Origin of the sequence: Chitinophaga sp., from assembly GCF_035538455.1 — a bacterium.
GTDB lineage: Bacteria > Bacteroidota > Bacteroidia > Chitinophagales > Chitinophagaceae > Chitinophaga.
The window spans coordinates 45,856-63,282 of sequence record NZ_DATLKJ010000093.1; the positions used below are offsets into that span (position 1 = coordinate 45,856).

15 protein-coding genes are annotated in these 17,427 nt (G+C 45.2%); 8 read left to right on the forward strand and 7 right to left on the reverse strand.

From position 1 onward, the window contains the following. Positions 1-67: 67 nt before the first annotated feature. A complete protein-coding gene (locus tag VM802_RS10795) occupies positions 68-1,000 on the reverse strand; it encodes a hypothetical protein (RefSeq protein ID WP_325530214.1) in 933 nt (310 codons plus the stop codon). A gap of 314 nt (positions 1,001-1,314) precedes the next feature. On the opposite strand from VM802_RS10795, the gene VM802_RS10800 reads away from it, so the two are divergent. Both VM802_RS10800 and VM802_RS10805 read left to right on the forward strand, forming a co-directional pair. After that, positions 1,315-2,349 (forward strand): sensor histidine kinase, encoded by a 1,035-nt coding sequence (locus VM802_RS10800; protein ID WP_325530216.1) that lies wholly within the window; start codon positions 1,315-1,317, stop codon positions 2,347-2,349. A gap of 13 nt (positions 2,350-2,362) precedes the next feature. Continuing rightward, the gene (locus VM802_RS10805; RefSeq protein ID WP_325530218.1) at positions 2,363-3,082 is read left to right on the forward strand and encodes a LytR/AlgR family response regulator transcription factor; all 720 of its coding nucleotides are present in this window, start codon (positions 2,363-2,365) and stop codon (positions 3,080-3,082) included. 170 nt (positions 3,083-3,252) lie between these two features. Here VM802_RS10805 and VM802_RS10810 read toward each other — a convergent pair whose 3' ends face one another. Beyond that, a complete protein-coding gene (locus VM802_RS10810; RefSeq protein WP_325530220.1) occupies positions 3,253-4,368 on the reverse strand; it encodes a hypothetical protein in 1,116 nt (371 codons plus the stop codon). 253 nt (positions 4,369-4,621) lie between these two features. Here VM802_RS10810 and VM802_RS10815 point away from each other — a divergent pair, with 253 nt between their 5' ends. Then, positions 4,622-5,251, forward strand: coding sequence for a hypothetical protein (locus VM802_RS10815; RefSeq protein WP_325530222.1), 630 nt, complete (start codon positions 4,622-4,624; stop codon positions 5,249-5,251). Positions 5,252-5,267: 16 nt separating this feature from the next. Here the strand turns inward: VM802_RS10815 and VM802_RS10820 are convergent, their stop codons facing one another. Then, positions 5,268-6,077 (reverse strand): pseudouridylate synthase, encoded by an 810-nt coding sequence (locus tag VM802_RS10820; protein ID WP_325530224.1) that lies wholly within the window; start codon positions 6,075-6,077, stop codon positions 5,268-5,270. A gap of 125 nt (positions 6,078-6,202) precedes the next feature. Further along, a complete protein-coding gene (locus tag VM802_RS10825) occupies positions 6,203-6,796 on the reverse strand; it encodes a DUF6624 domain-containing protein (protein ID WP_325530226.1) in 594 nt (197 codons plus the stop codon). A 345-nt stretch (positions 6,797-7,141) separates the two neighbouring features. Between VM802_RS10825 and VM802_RS10830 the strand changes: the two genes are divergently transcribed. The 3 genes from VM802_RS10830 to VM802_RS10840 all read left to right on the forward strand — a co-directional run bounded on the left by VM802_RS10830 (position 7,142) and on the right by VM802_RS10840 (position 8,580). After that, complete coding sequence (locus VM802_RS10830) at positions 7,142-7,588, forward strand: SRPBCC family protein (protein ID WP_325530228.1); 447 nt, start codon at positions 7,142-7,144, stop codon at positions 7,586-7,588. A 112-nt stretch (positions 7,589-7,700) separates the two neighbouring features. Then, complete coding sequence (locus tag VM802_RS10835; RefSeq protein ID WP_325530230.1) at positions 7,701-8,114, forward strand: DUF3592 domain-containing protein; 414 nt, start codon at positions 7,701-7,703, stop codon at positions 8,112-8,114. A gap of 52 nt (positions 8,115-8,166) precedes the next feature. After that, positions 8,167-8,580 (forward strand): DUF3592 domain-containing protein, encoded by a 414-nt coding sequence (locus VM802_RS10840; protein WP_325530232.1) that lies wholly within the window; start codon positions 8,167-8,169, stop codon positions 8,578-8,580. Here VM802_RS10840 and VM802_RS10845 read toward each other — a convergent pair. Both VM802_RS10845 and VM802_RS10850 read right to left on the reverse strand, forming a co-directional pair. Then, the gene (locus tag VM802_RS10845; protein WP_325530234.1) at positions 8,577-8,921 is read right to left on the reverse strand and encodes a HopJ type III effector protein; all 345 of its coding nucleotides are present in this window, start codon (positions 8,919-8,921) and stop codon (positions 8,577-8,579) included. The two genes, VM802_RS10840 and VM802_RS10845, sit on opposite strands and share 4 nt — an antisense overlap. Positions 8,922-9,033: 112 nt before the next feature. Then, entirely contained in the window at positions 9,034-12,165 is a 3,132-nt protein-coding gene (locus VM802_RS10850) for an AsmA family protein (RefSeq protein ID WP_325530236.1), read from the reverse strand. A gap of 476 nt (positions 12,166-12,641) precedes the next feature. On the opposite strand from VM802_RS10850, the gene VM802_RS10855 reads away from it, so the two are divergent. After that, entirely contained in the window at positions 12,642-13,925 is a 1,284-nt protein-coding gene (locus tag VM802_RS10855) for an MFS transporter (RefSeq protein WP_325530238.1), read from the forward strand. Positions 13,926-13,970: 45 nt separating this feature from the next. On the opposite strand, the gene VM802_RS10860 is transcribed toward VM802_RS10855, so the two are convergent. Then, entirely contained in the window at positions 13,971-14,900 is a 930-nt protein-coding gene (locus VM802_RS10860; RefSeq protein ID WP_325530240.1) for a pentapeptide repeat-containing protein, read from the reverse strand. A gap of 199 nt (positions 14,901-15,099) precedes the next feature. On the opposite strand from VM802_RS10860, the gene VM802_RS10865 reads away from it, so the two are divergent. After that, entirely contained in the window at positions 15,100-17,343 is a 2,244-nt protein-coding gene (locus VM802_RS10865) for a GH92 family glycosyl hydrolase (protein ID WP_325530242.1), read from the forward strand. Positions 17,344-17,427: the final 84 nt, after the last annotated feature.

Sequence of the window (17,427 nt, forward strand, 5' to 3'; positions counted from 1 at the left end):
CTGCAGGAGGTTTTCTTCTTATTGCAAATAGATATTGTTAATTTGTAGGTCCCTGATACTACTCTATCTACTTGCTGTACTCGTAGCCAACATTACCTTTGCTCGTAGTTGGCTGCTGATTACCGATATTGTAAATTGTATTGGTGAAGGTCACTTTTACCGGGCGGTTGGCATTGTTATACTCATAAGTATTCTTCTTTACTGTTACAATGGAATCTTGTTTGCCATTGAGGGTAACATATTGAATATGCTTTGTTTCCAATGGATTTTGATCGCTGAATAATTCATGTCCGGAATCTTCGAGTAAATAGCGCAGTAAAGGATTTGTGATGCAGGTCGGATGTTGATCAAAACCAGTCACCGACAATTGAGAAATTAGTTTGGCGCCGTCAGTTACCGTTTCTTTTTTGATGTTCTTCTGCTCGTAAACATATGAAGTAACAAACTTCAGATTGGTACCGCCGCCCGTTACAGCGGTGCTTGTAATCAAATTACCACTGGCATCATAGGTATATTGTTCATCCTCTTCCAGCTTGCCGGTTTCCTGATCATAGCTTGCTTTCCGGGAGATATTTCCTTTTGCATCCCATTCAAATTTTTTACTACCAGACAAGCTGAATTTTCCAGCTGACAGGAAATCGGGAGAGTAGATCAATACCTTTTGCAGTTTACCGTTGGCATCATACACAACAGAATCTTTTTCTGTCAGCATATTACCGACATATTGGATAATAACAGCCGGCTGCAGCAGCTTGTTGTAACTGATCAGCTGAATAAGTCCGTTGGCGCCGCCAAGATTGATGCGGGTCAGCAGGCCTGGAGCCGGAGCTGGTATGGTTACCGGATTTCTCCCGCTGGCACCGATGTTGATGCCGGTGTCGCTGCCGCCTTCACGTAGCGATTGTTTGTTACAGGCGGATCCTGCCAATAGGGCGACTCCCAACAGCGCCGTAGATAATCTGAACTGATTAATTCTTCGCTTCATTTTGCGGTCTTTCATAAAATTGTAGTTTAGGTTTTTACTTAGACAAATGGTTTGTTAACAGAACACAGGTACCAAGGCCCGGTATAATACAGAAAGCGCTGCTTTCCCTTTCTCTGCTACTGGTTTCCGGTTTACAGGTGCAAAGAAAAAGAGAATACTTACCCGGATAAATGAATTTTGATCATCACACCGGAATTGCTGACTAATGTGCAAAAATGCTATACGATCTGCCGTAAATGAGTGTGCAATGTATCTCCGGTATCGTGGTTAATTTGTTTTTTTTTATTTTTTTGCATTAAAATTGACTGATGCCTAAGCCATTCTTTTTGATGAAAACCTGGCCTGTCATCCTCATTATATGGGCAGTGGATATGGTACTTACCTTTTTGCAGGTCCGTGTACAGGGGCTTCCCGACGGGGAAGCGCTTCAGTTGGGGCTGATAGAATCAATTCCTGGTACGCTATGTACTTTTTTACTCTGTTACTGGCTGCTCCCATTCTTTATCAAGCGCCGGAAGATGTTCCTGTTTGCATTGCTGGTGGTGTTCATTTGTCTCCTCACCAGCCTGATTATGGTGTATTTAAGTTTGCCGGTGTTCTGCAACAGTGTCAGAAAAGTAATGGCCGCTCCACAGATGTGCGGTTTACAAACCATGTTCCCCGGCTACTTTATCGGGATACTTTTCACCAGTGGAACGATCTGCGGCATCCGTTTTTATCAGGAATATGCTAAAACCATGATTGATCATGAAAAGCTCCGCACTACCCACCTGGAAGCAGAACTGACACAACTGCGTGACCAGCTGAATCCACATTTTATGTTCAATATGATGAACAGCATTCATGTAATGATAGAAAGAGATGCCAGTCAGGCGGCCGATATGGTGCTGGAGTTCTCCGATATGTTGCGGTATCAGCTCTATGATGCCTCTAAATCCGCCATACCGTTGCAACAGGAGGTGCTTTATCTACAGAATTATGTTAATGTGGAAAATAAACGGCGCTGCAACGAGCTGAAAGTAGCCTGCAACTGGGATTCGCATCTGCCGCTTTGTTATATCCCGCCGCTGATCCTTACACCTTTTGTGGAAAATGCGTACAAACATGTGTCTCAGTTTACCGATCAATCTAACTTTATCCGTATAGATCTTTCCATGGAAGATGGTACGCTGTTCTTTATAGTCAAAAACAGTAAGGAACGCGGTCCATCTGCCACTGAAGTACCTTCCTCTTCCAAAGGAATCGGACTGGCCAACGTGCGGAAACGACTGGCCCTTCTCTATCCGGACCGGCACCTCCTGACAATAGCAGAAACAGCAGATCAGTTTGTTGTTTACCTGGAAATAAAAATCAATGTTATCTGATAAAAACTGCAGCATGGAAATTAAATGTATCATCGTAGACGACGAAGCACTGGCCCGGGAAGGATTAAAAAAGTATATCAAAACATTTGACTTCCTGTCACTGATTGCCGCCTGCAATAATGGGGCTTCGGCGAGGGAAACATTGGAGACAACCCCTGTAGACCTGATGTTCCTGGATATAAATATGCCCAGAATGAGCGGGCTGCACCTGCTGGAAACATTGTCTACTCCTCCGATGACGATCCTCGTTACGGCCTATCCGGACTATGCACTGGATGGTTTCCGGCTCAATGTACTGGACTATCTGCTAAAACCGCTTTCCCTGCAACGGTTTACCCAATCGGTGCTGAAAGCACAGGAATATTTTTGTCTGCGTCAACAGCCTGCTGTTACTGCTAATTCTCCCGCCGTGGATTACATCTTTGTAAAACATAAACAGCTATACGAAAAGGTGATGTTAGCTGACATTCTTTTCGTGGAGAGCATGCAGAACTATGTCATCATTCAAACTATTCACACTAAAATTATCGCCTATCTGACGTTTAAGAATGTGGAACAACAATTACCGGCAGATAGCTTTCTGAGAATACATAAATCCTATATCGTCAATCTCCATCAGGTGAGTAAACTAGACAGTAATATGGTACAGGCAGGAGGGCATACGCTTCCAGTGAGCCGCAGCCAACGTGAATTACTGATGCAGGTAGTGAACAAGCGGTTACTAAGTAAATAGGGTATTCGCGATAGTCATAGCAGGGGGGCTTTCATATACGAACCCTCAACAGTAAAGCCACATAAATCATATGATTTATGTGGCTTTACTGTCTTTAACATAAAAGATAAATGATGACAGAAAGAATAACCGTTAATCAACCTTTTTAACGATTGTTTTATGATACCAGATCACTTGGTGTTCATGCTGGTGATCAGTGAAACCAGCGTAGCTGCACTAACAGGAACCGGATTGAATGTTACGGTGGTGTAATTATTACCTGGAGCAGGAGCCGTGATAGTTACCGTTTTCTGCTCGGCATAGAATTGACCACCAATAGAAGAGATGGCAAGGAAAGTGCCGCTCTGCCCTACTGGAATGGCGTTCTGATAGCTCAGGAAACCTTCGAAACCGGCCGGCGGAGTGAAGATGGTGTTATAGAATTTGATGATGCTATTGATGCCGGTAGGTTTGAAATACAGCATAGTTGGTTCTTCGCCGCCAAAGCTGGTAGTGGTAGCCGGATTGTAATTGGAGCTGAAGTAGGCAAGTACAGTGGTTTTAGGGTTTGGCAGACTCATTAACCTGTCGCAGTTGGTCCATTTGATCAGGCTGTCCAGCCTGAAGTTGAGGGTGCCATTGGCGCCATTAAACAGTGCATATGCAGAAGCCGGATTGGCTACTGGCTGCCAGTCTATGCCTTTGTTTACGCTAACGGTTGTAGATAGCGTGATGAGCTGATTTACGTAGTTGTAACCAGAGGTAGTTACAGTGATACTACTATCACCTCCCCACATAGGGATGCGCTGGTCTTTGGGTTTGGCTGGCGCCTGAACATTGATGGCGCTGTCTTTACGTAATTGGAGCGGTGTTGAACCCTGTTTGACTGAAACAAAGAATTCGCCGTAGGATTCCAGTGGCGCGCCTGTGTTGGTAGCGGTAGGCCGGTCTGCGAAGATCATACCAGCTGCATCACTGATTTCTTTTACGGTGAAGGTGATGGGGCCGACAGCAGGGCTACCATCAGGTCTTACCAGTGCGTTACGATAAATAGTATACTTCCTGCCACTTTTAGTGGTAAAGGAAGCGCTCTCCTGGAGGGTAACAGTGTATGTTTCAAATGCCGGACCATTGTCTCTCAGGAAGGTGTGGAGTTTTAATCCGTCAGGATCAGGTGTTGCTGCCGCGCTGGCAGCAAGCTTTTCTTTTGGAGAATCAGAAAGATCATTTTTCATTTGCTTGGTACATGCGCCAAGTAGCAGGAGTACAGCAGCCCCGCCCGCAACGTAGATGGAATTAATGCTCATAACTTTGTCTTAAGGGAATTTAAAAATGAGGTTTAAAGTGAGACCAGTGCTCTGTAAAATGGTTATAGGTTGAGGTATGAAATTACCATATACAACTGCTATGATAATTCAGACCATAATTATTTTATCTGATAGAAATAGTGGAAAAATGGTACGAGGCAGTTCCTTTGGCCGGAATCTGCAAGACAATACTATTTTATCTACTTTCTCATTATATTTACTGCATTGTTAATAATTTAAGTACCTATTATCTATGAGTTATCCAACAACGGCAAGTAGTCCAAGGAATCAACTGGAAAGTGTTTTGGGAGGATTGTCATTCATGATCATATTTACTGCAGCGTGGATGATAATCGGCGAAGTAACATTGCATGGTCGCGATCATTGGCTTATAGGAGTTACGTTTGCCCTTATAGTTTTATCTTTTTTAGTTTTTTATGTAAAGTTTTATTCCACAGCTAAGAAATTACCCAAAGAATCAGTTGTTGGCAGCGCCGACGAAAAGGCAAAGAGTAAGCGGTTTACTACTATTTTTATAGCCGAGGGTGTTGGAATATTAGTAGTGAAAAATGTGTTGGCGAATACCGGTCATGATAACTTGTTCATTCCTGCCGTTGCATTGATTGTAGGTATACATTTTTTCCCTTTGGCAAAAGTGTTTAACCGTAAGTTTGATTATTATATGGGCGCCTTTGTCTGTATGATTGCTATAGCAGGCTTTGTGTTAGCCGGCAACGGATATCCGGCATATGTAACAACGTCGGTTATAAGTATCGGGTGTGCATTTGCCACCTCTGGCTATGGAATCATGATGATTCTAAAAGGAAATAAAATACTGGCCATGATGGCAGGAGAAAGCCCGAACGAGTTGTCTGACAACTAACGGTGACGCAAATACACTACCCGCTTATCATATAATCCAGGATAGGCGCACATTTTTCCTTGCATGGCTTGTAATAGGCGCCATGTTTCCATGTAGCAGACTTGGGTGATAATCCCCACCAGAATTCCGCTAAAGCCAGGGGCTCCATCTGATGACGAAAGGCGTATTGCAGTAATTTGGGACCAGCACACTCTCCGGCGCCGGCAGGAGGTTGTTTGTAACCCTGAGCGGTAAAGATATCTACCATGTTCTTAGTGTGGCCTGCCTTATTTATGAAGTTATATTGCTCCAGGAGTCTTCGTTGTAACCTATTGGAATGGGTTTTACGCAGTTCCTTTAATTGTGCAATGGCCGGTTGATGAAGGATGGTATCTTCCCGGGAGAGAGACGCAATTTCACTGTTGATTTCTGATAAGCGGATCATACCCGCATTTAGAAAGCTGCCTGTCTTAAGTCCGTCGAATATTGGTTCTACGAACCTGCTGTGATGATTTCCATTTGCCAGCTTACCGGAAAATGCTGACAAATAGCCCAATGTTCCATAGCGGGTTCGTACTACAAGTACTCCAAACATTTTACCAATAACGGCGCCATTGCCATTGTTGCTCAAACCAAAATTGTGTTTCCACTCATTTTGCGAGCCAAGATGTTGCTGAAGCTCTGCAACGGCAATTTCACAAAGCGGATGAAGGTCGCCATCCAGGTTAAAGGCAAGGGGTCCGGCCATTAATCTGGCAGTTTCCTGGTTCTTAAAACGACAGAAGGCAGCGGCAGTTTGTTGTTCCTGTTCTGTTACAGATGAATAATCGTCTTCTACATCGGTCATATACACGCTTGTGGCATACATTGCCAGCCTTGAAAGGATGGCTTAAAAAGGCGCAAAGGTACGCGATTTTGTAATTATTATGCCTTTTTAGTGCGTAGTCTCACTTTACCACACCTAACGGGGAGTTATTTTATCCAGCCCGCTTTTTTCCTCCATTCCTCAAATTCATATTGCCTTTTGTCGAAATCTTTGGGTGGCGTTTGATTTTCTGATTTTACCCGGCGCCGGATAACGGCTGTTTGTTCTTCCAGCGTATTTAGTCCGATGGATTTTCGTCTTTGATTGACTTTGGCCAGATCGTCAAAGGGATTGGGAGATAATTCTCCGTTTTCGTCCCAGTCAAATTGAGTTCCGTAAAGTTGTGGGTTTCCTTCAAGTACTGCTATCCGGTCAGTCAGGTAGGCTAAATTTATACCGTCTGCATTATTTTCTTGTACAGCTTTCTCCAAAAGCTCCCTGCATCTTTTCATAAAGCCAGGTTGCCCGATTGCATGCTGGATAACCAACCAGGCGGCTTCGCTGGCTTCTTTACCTACTTTGTCAATGGTAGGATAACCAATGACGTCTATGATGTCATTTAGTATTTTCGCATTCCTGTTATGCAACTCCTCCATTGCTTTATCATATCCGTTCGAAAGCTTTCCCTTGGTAATAAGCTCATTTCTGAGTTGTAAATCTTGTCTGCTCAGGTCAACGATTTTATTGGCAATAGTATTCATTGTTGTATGATGAAATAAACAAAATGGTTTAATGTGTGCGGTATTCCGAATACGTTATTTACCGCTATCTGTGAGTCCCGCAATCAGCTTTGTTTCTGACCTGGTATTGGGTTCTTGTAACCTTGGTGTCAGGGATTTAGTCATATTTTATGGTAATACTCCAATATAAGTAATTAAAAGCAGAATTTAAGATTGTTACCATAATGCTTACATACAGCTTTGCGCGGTCGGGTATATGGGGTCCAATGGTAATTCATCCGGTTGCCCAAATCACCACTGAATATTGTCCATTTTACACCCTGTGAAAGTTTGCGTTAACAAGTATTTTTGAAGAAACAATTTCATATGGCAGATATCTTACACCGAATAGGAGTCAAAACTTCATCGATAGATGACGTTTACCGTGTATTGACTACAAGGGATGGTCTCGCTGGCTGGTGGACAACCAATACTAAGGGAGAAGGTGACCAGGTTGGGAATATCATAGCATTCAGATTTGGCGCAGGAGGGTTCGATATGAAAGTAAAAAAGCTCAATGCTCCGCATCAGGTAGAATGGGAAGTAGCAGAGGGGCCTGAAGAATGGTTAGGTACCACCATCAATTTTGAGCTGAAACAGGAGGGCGATTATGTAATCCTACTGTTTAAGCACCTGAACTGGAAGGAGCCTATAGAGTTCATGCATCATTGCAGTACCAAGTGGGCCATATTTCTGATGAGCCTGAAGTCGCTGGTAGAAACAGGGAAAGGCAATCCTGATCCTATTGACATTAAGATCGACAACTGGAATTAAGAAAAAGACTTGTTCAATTTATCGGCCTTCAGATCGCAGGATCCGGAGGCTTTTTCTATTCCATGACTTTCCAAAATTTGTTGCTATCTTGTAGTGGACTTATATTCGTCCTATGCGATACATGCTATATCTGTTAACCGGTCTCATATTATTTGCCGTTTCATTATACCAATTGAAGCAGTCTGTTGCTTTCATCAGCAGGAGTGAACGGGCTATTGGCACGGTTACTTCGCTGGAAGACGTTGATGGCGCCTATGCACCGGTTTTTGAGGTAAAGACAAGAGAGAATGGTCACATCATTTACCATCATGCGTCTGCGAGCAAACCATCAAGCTGGGCTGTAGGAGAAGAAGCCATCTTTTTGTATGATCCTGCAAACCCAAGTTCCGCCACAATGATGAGTTACTTCTGGCTTTTCAGCTGGGCGATCGTTTTAATGGCTATTGCTATTCCACTGATTATTGTGGGTGCCGGTTATTATCTTCTTCGTCCATTCACAAAAGTGCCGGATGAAAGCTATGCCTGAAAAGTGAACAGGCGTTTTGGGTAATTACACAGAACTATTTAAAGCTAATCAGATGATCATATACCTCATTTTTATAGTTGTTGGCGGTTTATTGCTGGCCGGTGCTTTAGTGAGTCTGAAGGGCAAGCTGGCATTTGTAAAAAATGGAGAACGGGTTGTGGGGACTGTTGTCCGGCTTGTTAAAGAAAAAGATGATGACGGTACATTTTACTACCCGGTTTTCGATATCCCTACCCGCCAGCATGAGACAATTACATACGGGCATTCCGTGGGATCTTCTTCTGCAACAGCATGGCAGATAGGTGAGACAACAGCCTTTATATTCGAGCCTGGTAAGCCGGATACAGTAAGGGTCCTTAACTACTGGGGGATTTTTTGGTGGCCCCTGTGCCTGATGGCTGTGGCGGTGGATCTTTTGATAATTGGCGGCGGGTACTTCCTGTTGCGTGGATATTTCGGCGCTTAATGTTTTTCCACCAGCGCCTGACCTTCAAATACCACTCCTAGCCATCCATGCGTCATAAATTGCCTGATATTCTGGTGGTCCTGTCCATCGGGATGATTGAGAACTGACTGATAGTGCTCCGCAAATAGATAGAGTGTATCTTCCTTGGAAAGATTATTTAATTGGGCGAAAGCAAAGACTTTCGCGCTACCCTGATTTTGTGTTGCTTCGTTGTGTGCATCTCCATTTTTAAAGGCGGCAGGCTGGTGGCGATACAAACTTTCTATCAATTCAATCACGTCTTTGAACTGGATGGTATTGTCTTTTAGTTGTCCAATCAGTGTAGTTAATTGCCCGTTCATGCAGAATAATATTTTTAGATCAATGTGACGTTTGGAGTGAGTATTGATTTTATCCTCACCCGCATTTCGTTTGGCTGCTCAAAAATAGAAATTTTTACATTTCCTTTTAGACCTATTCTTCCGTATCCGGTGTTTCGTCCAGTTGATCCTTATTCGTACCTCTGCGTAGTTGTACTTTCGGATTGCTCTGTGTTCCTGTTACGTTGAAAGGTATGCCCAGGATACCGAACGGAGGCAGGCCAAGCCGGCCTTTCAGGTTTAATCTGCCATCCATGCTCACCTGTCCTTCAAAACGGGGGCGGAAGCCAGCTACACGGAGTTTGGTTCTTTCTATGGTAATAATATTATTGCTGATGCTGGACTTAATGTCCACTTTGGAAACATCCGGATCTTTGATGTCTGATTTGCCGGTGGACTGGCTTACTGCATTCATCAGCTTGAAGCCTTTCAGTTTAATTTTCTTAACGGATAGTATGCCGCCACCTTTCAAGGAAGGGTAAATGGGATTCATATTAGCGTCCAGTTTTCCACTAAGGTGGTAGTCAATGCCAACTATGCCGCTGGCGCTGGCAGCGGAACTGGCCATATCATGGAAGATTTTGATTTCATTATAGGCACGCCGGATATCAAATTCATTTGCGGTGATATGATAATCGAAGGTAGCCCGCTGCGGCTGTATTGAGGCATAGGTGGCGTCCATTTCCACAGGTGCGCCGATAATATTGAACCCGGTTTTATTAAGCGCTACTTTGCCGCTGTCCAACACCACTTGTCCGTGGAAACTATCGATATTCATGCCTTTGAAACGGATTCTGTCTGCCGCTGCATTGAGTGTCAGCGCCAGGTTGGAAGGGAGCCTGATAACACCGGAAGAAGCAGTGGTTTTGGTGGCGGTAGCACTGGCAGTATTGGTATTGGTCAGCATCAGCTCATCGGCGAGTACATACTTACTTTTGAAATCGAAGTTGCCATGCAGTGTTTGATTCTTTTGGGTAAGATAGCCGATCACGTTGTATAGATAACCATTCATGGTGACTGCAGATTTCCCGTAGGTGGCAACGAAGGTATCAAACCACATTTTATCCTGATCGAACCGGAATATACCGTTGCTGATATAAAAAGGAAGCGGGAACATATCTGAGTGGAGTACAATATCTTTGACGGTCATGGTACCCCGGTTGTTTAGTTTATTATAGCGTCCGGCAACGGCGTCAGCCTGGGTACCGCTGAGTGCCAGGTTGGTTTTGATGAAGCCTGTCAGGTTATATCCCTGTATCGCAAATACCTTATAGATGGCGCCCAGATCAAGGGTACCGTTGGACGTGATATTATACCGGATGTTATCGAAATTGCTGATACCGGCCTTTAGCAGAAATGGTTTTCCTTCAAATTCAAACGCTACGGGCTTTACGTTTACGTTCATAGAACTGAGTGTACCGGTAGTGTTGGTAACGGTAGCATCAACATTGATCTTCTGAATGGGCTTAGGATAATACTTTGTTTGGAGGACACCATCATTCATAGTCAGCCTGGCAGTTGTTACCGGGAATAGTCTTTTTGCCGGCACATAGCTGCCTTTGGTGTTGACATCAATATGCAATGCGCCCTTCACATCAAGACTATCCATCGGATAGAATTGTTTGATGTCACTCAGTTGCAGGACAGACGTAAGCTGTGCATCTACAACGGGGGCCTGGGCGTTGCTGAAGCGCAGGTAACCTTTGATGTAGTTGCTGAGCAGGTTGGCGTTGATATTGTCAATGTTAAAGTGCGTATGTGCGAGGTTGTTATCCGGGCAGTTAGCAGCCACCTGGAAGCTGATGTTTTTAAGTGCTTCCGGCTGTGACGCCAGTTTGAAGTAGCCATCACGGAAGCTGGCCTGAAGGTCAAAGGAAGGAATGTTGCTGATGACGGTGTCCGGATGGTGCCTGGGGCCACGATTCACAACGCTGACAGCATAGGGGCCATCTGCCAGCATATGCGCCTGCAGGCGGCCTTTAATGTCAAAGGACTGCCAGCCCATCGCCTTGCTCCATTTTGCCAGGTCCAGGTCTGTATTTAGTTTGAGATGGATGTCTGGTGTTTTAAGTCCTTTTACCCGTATCACGGAGCTGAAATAATCTTTATCAATGTTAAAGAAGATGGAGTCTACGTTAACGTATAGGCTATCAGTATTCAACCGGGCAAGCCTGGATTGAAAATTCAGGAACAGGTTTTTAATCGGGGCTGGTGCTTTGGGATTGGTGATAATACCATCGCGCACCTGCATATTAAACGTAAGGTCAGGCTGGGTATTGGTTTCAGCAATATATTCACCGATTAAACTGGCATTAACATCTGCGGTGCCTTCCACATTGGTATGCTGCATCCAGGTAAGGTATTCAGGCGGCAGGGCGCCAAAAATGGCATGCAGGCCCGATTCCCTGGAGCTGAGCCGGAAGTCCATTTTATAGCCATTCTTCATGAAGGTGAAAGCGCCTTTCAGTCTTACCGGCAGTTCATTTATTTTCAGGTCATTTCTTTCAAAGACAAAATCCAGGGAGTTGGTATTGATTTTTGTGACCAGTTCTCCATTTAATTTTTTGGACAGGATATAGGAAGTGTTGTTATAGGTGAAGTCCAGTGAACCGATATTGATTTTAGAGTAAAGATCGAAGATGGCTTTGGAGAGATCGCCCTTACCTACATAATTCACTTCCTTCGCCTGTACGAACATGGGTAGTGACTGATCATCGTAGATGAGGTGGCAGTGTTCAATTTGTATCCGCTCGATCTTCATGGATGCGCTGCTGCTATCCGGTTTACTGGCCGGGTTGGCGGGAGCCGCTTTATATACGTTATAATTCGGATGTCCGGTGGAATCCACCATGATATGGATTTTCCCTTTGGTCAGATATATCTCATCGATGGTGATAGCATCGGAAAATACGCTTTTCAGGTTTACACCCAGGGCTACCTCATTACCTGCCACAAGTGTGTCCTGCTGGAAAGGTGCGCCTCCTTTCAGGCTAAAATCGTATAGGGTAAGCGTTAGAGCGGGAAAGTGATTAAAGAAGGATAACCGGGCTTTGGAAAAATTGAGTTCACCATTGATACTGCTGTTAGCCCATGTTTTGATTTTGCCGGATATAGCATTGGGAAACAGCATCGGGAGCAAAAACAATAGCGCAAGAATGGAGGCTATTGATATTGACGTAATTTTTAATATTTTTAATGCGGTTTTTTTAATGAAAGCATTATGCATAGAAATCCGGGTATATATTAATGCAGCACGAACTCATACCCTGGTGAGGGATGCATACGTCTGACAGTTTTATTTATTATGGTTCGGGGGCGAAGGTAGCGCTTTTTTAGTTGCAGGGGTTCCGGAAGAATTTTTGAGAAGGGTTGTTCTCTGCATAAGAAAAAATAATCTTTCAGAAGAATGATTATCTTGTAGCCTTTCTGGTTGTGGCTTTAAGGCATGATGAGCAGCAGCAAAGAAAACAGTGAAACAGATCAAAATTGCAGTGGCACGAAATGAATAATATTTCTATCTTTATAAACCATTGAGTAATTATGCTACCACGTTATGAATCAGCCTGTACTGCTCAGCTTTGGCAATCAGCTGTCTTTTGAGCACTGAATCTGTGATAGCCTTATGAAAGGAGGGATAGACCACGTTATCATTTTTATACCCTTTACCAAAGTATTTATTAACGATATAAACACTCTTTTGTTATGCAACCAAATATCCACCGCGGCCAGCTTTTCTGGGCCAGTTGTTTTGCGCTTCTTGTTACCTCGTTATCATTTGGCATCCGGGCCGGACTACTCGATACCTGGGGTACTGAATTTAACCTGAGTAAAAGCGAACTGGGCACCATTGCAGCTTCCGCTTTCTGGGGATTCCCACTGGCAGTTATTATCGGCGGGATGGTTGTTGACATCATCGGTATGAAGAAATTGCTGGTCATGGCTTTTGTGTTTCACCTGCTGGGCATTTTGCTTACTATTTTTGCCAGTGGTTATTGGACGCTTTATATATCTACCTTATTCATCGGTATTGCCAATGGCACAGTAGAAGCAGCTTGCAATCCGCTGGTAGCAGCTATCTACCCTGATAATAAAACTACTAAGCTTAATCACTTCCATCTCTGGTTTCCTGGCGGTATCGTTATTGGAACACTGATTGTGCTGGCCTTTAATAAAATGGGTATTGGCTGGAAAATACAGGTGGGCACTATGCTTATCCCTACGTTGATCTATGGTTATCTGTTCTCCAAACTAAAGTTCCCTGTTACAGAACGTATAGCGGCGGGTGTTTCTACCGGCGATATGTATAAATCACTGCTGAATCCACTTTTCCTGTTTATGATGGTGTGTATGTTTGGTACGGCGATAACAGAATTATTTACGAACCAGTGGATCGATGTATTATTAAGAAACGTAACCAGCAATGCTATCCTGATCCTTACCCTTACGACTGGCGTGATGGTGATAGGACGCGGGCTGGCAGAACCGGTAGTGCACCGGTTATCTCCACAGGGGGTATTGTTATTATCAGCTATTTTTTCTGCGCTGGGTATCTATTTGCTTGGTCATACCACTGGCAATATGATTTTTGTGGGCGCCCTGATCTTTGGGATAGGGGTATGTTATTTCTGGCCCACTATGCTGGGATTTGTATCGGAGAATCTGCCCCGTACCGGCGCAGTAGGATTGAATTTCCTTGGAGGAGCAGGTATGTTTGCAGTATCCCTGTATATGATGTTTATAGGCGGACATTATGACGCATTGCTGGCGCAGAAACTGCCTGCCGGCGCTGATCTGAAATTGTATAATGAAGCACCTCCGGGGTCAGACATGGCAACGGCAATGGCTGAAGCAAAGAAGGCTGCCGGTCCTGAAATACTCAATACCACGCTGATCATTCCGGTGATACTTATTGTTGCGTTTGCCGGACTGGTAATATATATGCGGGGAAGAAAAAAAGCACAGCAGCTGGTGTCTGTCGGTGCTTAAAGGATCGTGTTTTGATTCCGGCGCGTTACCAGCGTCAAGCTGAAATTATATAACAATAACCTTCGACAGATCGGTGACGCGTAAGCCTTTAAGTGCTGCATAGGTTAGTTTATCCATCGTAGCGCCGTCAAAGCAGGCGGTTTTGAATATGTGGTAAGATTTGTTGGTCAGGGAAAAAGGCAGGGTGAAGGACACGTTCCGGAGCGTAGCTCCTCTAAACGATACATCTTTCAGGGCAGACTTATTGAACCGGACGCCGGTGAAGGTCTGCCCTTCAAAGCACAAGCCCTGCAGATCGCAGTGGTTAAAGTCTACACCGTTAAAAATACAGTGCTCAAAGATTGTTTTCCTAAGGTCAGTCCTGTTCAGGTTGACATCTATCAGGGTTACATCCGTGAACCTGGCGCCTTGTCCTGACATGGTCAGCGTGGTGCGTACCAGGATGGATTTATGGAAGCTGGCGTCTGTAAGGTCGGTGATGGAGAAGTTACAGTCTGTCAGGTTCGCGCCATCGAAATTGGCTTCACGTGCGTCCAGGGTTTTAAATGAACTACCTGTTAAGTCCGCGCCGGCAAAGTTAGCGCCACGCAATGGGCTCACTTCGAACTTTCCTTTGTGTAGCACAACGCCCGCGAAGTCGCTCTTTTGCAGATCAACGGCGGTGAGGTCTATCTGCACCTGCCGTTCCTGTGAACGGGAGAGCGTATCCACTTCCTTCACAGGCTGCTTCGCCGGGGATTCATCCGGCGACACTTCATTCGCTTCAGCTGGTGCGCTTTCTGAGAAATAGTTAAGGTCAACATCCAGGATCTCCGCAAGGCGGTTAAAGGTAGTGATGTCTGGCATGGATTCTCCACGTTCCCATTTCCCTACTGCCTGAGGGCTGATATATAGCTGCTGGGCAAGCCGCGCCTGAGACATACCCATTGCTTTCCGCGCTTTGGCAATTTTACCGCCGATGATCCTGGTATCCATATACAATGACTTTTTTTGATACTGCAAAGATATTCTGCTTCCTGTTGAGAATCGACAAGAAGGGGGAAACTATTAGTTGTAATTGTACTACTTATGCTTGCTATTCAGCAAATCTATAGAAGATGGCAAAAATAGCGTTAGGATAAGTCAATTTTAATGTAGCTTGATCGCATGACTTCCCGGAAGTTTGTCCATTTGTATGAACAGAAGTTATTATACCGCATGTCTCTTTGCAATTACCTCTCTGAAGGCTATAGGCCAGCCGCCGGGAGAAAAGAGGTTATCGTCTTTTATTAATCCATTTATCGGTGCGAGTACGAGCATTGCCCGCGGAGGAAACGCTGCCGGCCTGGGTAAGACCTTTCCTGGTGCGGCCACTCCTTTCGGACTCGTACAGGTGAGCCCTAATACCATTACCGGAGGTGATAACGGATCGGGGTATAGTTATGAACATACCACTATTGAAGGTTTTGCCTGTACGCAGATGAGTGGAGTGGGGTGGTATGGCGACCTGGGTAATTTCCTGGTGATGCCGACGACCGGGCAACTGTGGACAACGGCTGGTAAAGAAGGGCGGGACGAGAAAGGCTATCGCAGTAAGTATGATAAGGCTTCTGAGAAGGCCTCAGCGGGATATTATGCCGTAAGGCTCACGAAGTATGATATATTGTCTGAGGTGACCGCCGCACCGCATAGCGCGATGATGCGATTTACGTTTCCTGCAAATGACAGCAGCCGTCTGCAGATTGACCTGGCGAGACGCGTAGGGGGAACATCCACGGCTCAGTATGTAGAGGTGGTGGATGATCATACGATCCGTGGCTGGATGAAGTGTCCGCCTGAAGGTGGAGGCTGGGGACACGGCGCCGGGCATGCTGATTATACAGTATACTTTTATGCGCAGTGCAGCCGGCCTATTACGCAATATGGAGTATGGAGCAAAGACACAGTGCTGCCGATGATCCGAAAAAAGGAAGGCAGCCATATCGGATTCTATAACCAGTTCGCCACGAAAGCGGGGGATCAGGTATTATTGAAAACAGGCATATCCTTCGTTAGCATGGAAGGAGCGGAGAAGAATCTGAAGAAGGAGATTACCGGTTGGAATTTCGATCAGGTGCATGAAGCAACACAGCGGTTATGGGACAAGGAACTGGCGAAAATACAGATTAAGGGAGGGACAGCCGATGAGAAAACCATCTTCTATACAGCCCTGTATCATACACTGATTGATCCGAGAAGCCTGTCGGATGTAGATGGTACATATCCGGGTGGAGATGGAAAACCACATCAGACAACGCAATTCACCAAACACAGTATTTTCAGTGGTTGGGATGTATTCCGCAGCCAGATGCCGCTACAGACGATCATTAACCCCAGGATGGTAAATGATCTGATTGCCAGCATGGTGGAGTTGGCTGACCAGAATGGTACAGGTTACCTGGAACGCTGGGAGTTCCTCAATGCATATAGTGGCTGTATGGTAGGCAATCCCGCTGTGGTAGTACTTGCGGATGCATATGCCAAAGGGATCAGAGATTACGATGTGAAGAAGGCGTATACATTCGCCGTTAATACATGTGAACGATTGGGAAACAAGAATGGTTGGGAGCCCGGTAATATCTCCGTAACACTGGAGAACGGATTTTCAGAATGGAATCTTTCAAGGCTTGCTGCGGCGTTGGGGAAAAAGAGTGATGCGGAAAAGTACGCCCGCCGGGCAGCCAGCTACCGGAATATCTGGGATGACAGTGTTCACTGGTTCCGGCCACGGAAAAAGGACGGCAGTTGGGCACGCTGGCCGGCAGCGGGTAGAATGGAAGAAGGATATGGCACCGTTGAAAGTAACCCCTATCAACAAGGATGGTTTGTTCCGCATGATATTCCTGGTATGGTGCAACTGATGGGAGGCCCGCGAGCTGTGATTTCGGACCTGCAGCATTTTTTTGAAAAGGCCCCTGAAAACCTTCTTTGGAATCAGTACTACAACCATGCTAACGAACCGGTGCACCATGTACCATTTCTCTTTAACCGGTTGGGCTCACCCTGGCTTACTCAGCAATGGACACGTGCCATCTGCCACAGAGCCTATCATAACTCCGTGGAAGGACTCGTGGGAAATGAAGATGTTGGCCAGATGTCGGCCTGGTATGTGTTAGCCGCCAGCGGATTGCACCCTGTTTGTCCGGGTGATACGCGTTGGGAGATCACCAGTCCGCTGTTCGAAAAAGTAGAGATGACACTTGATCCTCATTATGCAAAAGGGAAGACCTTTACCATCCTTGCGCGGAATAATTCACCGGAGAATATTTACATCCGTTCAGCCAGGCTGAATGGCAAACCGTACAACAGGTGCTGGATCGATCATTCGGTGATAGCTGCTGGTGGCATCCTGGAACTGGAGATGGGGAATCAACCGAATAAAGATTGGGGAGGGTACTGAAAAACTAAAAGATTATTGGGGCTGACCGAAAAGTATTTTTTTTCCCGCAGAGGCGCAAAAAGTAAAAAATCTTAGTGGCGAAGA

Excerpts from the sequence above, each read along its gene's own strand:
- VM802_RS10795 (WP_325530214.1), bottom strand. The coding sequence starts at position 1,000 with ATGAAAGACCGCAAAATGAAGCGAAGAATTAATCAGTTCAGATTATCT.
- VM802_RS10800 (WP_325530216.1), top strand. The coding sequence starts at position 1,315 with ATGAAAACCTGGCCTGTCATCCTCATTATATGGGCAGTGGATATGGTA.
- VM802_RS10805 (WP_325530218.1), top strand. The coding sequence starts at position 2,363 with ATGGAAATTAAATGTATCATCGTAGACGACGAAGCACTGGCCCGGGAA.
- VM802_RS10810 (WP_325530220.1), bottom strand. The coding sequence starts at position 4,368 with ATGAGCATTAATTCCATCTACGTTGCGGGCGGGGCTGCTGTACTCCTG.
- VM802_RS10815 (WP_325530222.1), top strand. The coding sequence starts at position 4,622 with ATGAGTTATCCAACAACGGCAAGTAGTCCAAGGAATCAACTGGAAAGT.
- VM802_RS10820 (WP_325530224.1), bottom strand. The coding sequence starts at position 6,077 with ATGACCGATGTAGAAGACGATTATTCATCTGTAACAGAACAGGAACAA.
- VM802_RS10825 (WP_325530226.1), bottom strand. The coding sequence starts at position 6,796 with ATGAATACTATTGCCAATAAAATCGTTGACCTGAGCAGACAAGATTTA.
- VM802_RS10830 (WP_325530228.1), top strand. The coding sequence starts at position 7,142 with ATGGCAGATATCTTACACCGAATAGGAGTCAAAACTTCATCGATAGAT.
- VM802_RS10835 (WP_325530230.1), top strand. The coding sequence starts at position 7,701 with ATGCGATACATGCTATATCTGTTAACCGGTCTCATATTATTTGCCGTT.
- VM802_RS10840 (WP_325530232.1), top strand. The coding sequence starts at position 8,167 with ATGATCATATACCTCATTTTTATAGTTGTTGGCGGTTTATTGCTGGCC.
- VM802_RS10845 (WP_325530234.1), bottom strand. The coding sequence starts at position 8,921 with ATGAACGGGCAATTAACTACACTGATTGGACAACTAAAAGACAATACC.
- VM802_RS10850 (WP_325530236.1), bottom strand. The coding sequence starts at position 12,165 with ATGCATAATGCTTTCATTAAAAAAACCGCATTAAAAATATTAAAAATT.
- VM802_RS10855 (WP_325530238.1), top strand. The coding sequence starts at position 12,642 with ATGCAACCAAATATCCACCGCGGCCAGCTTTTCTGGGCCAGTTGTTTT.
- VM802_RS10860 (WP_325530240.1), bottom strand. The coding sequence starts at position 14,900 with ATGGATACCAGGATCATCGGCGGTAAAATTGCCAAAGCGCGGAAAGCA.
- VM802_RS10865 (WP_325530242.1), top strand. The coding sequence starts at position 15,100 with ATGAACAGAAGTTATTATACCGCATGTCTCTTTGCAATTACCTCTCTG.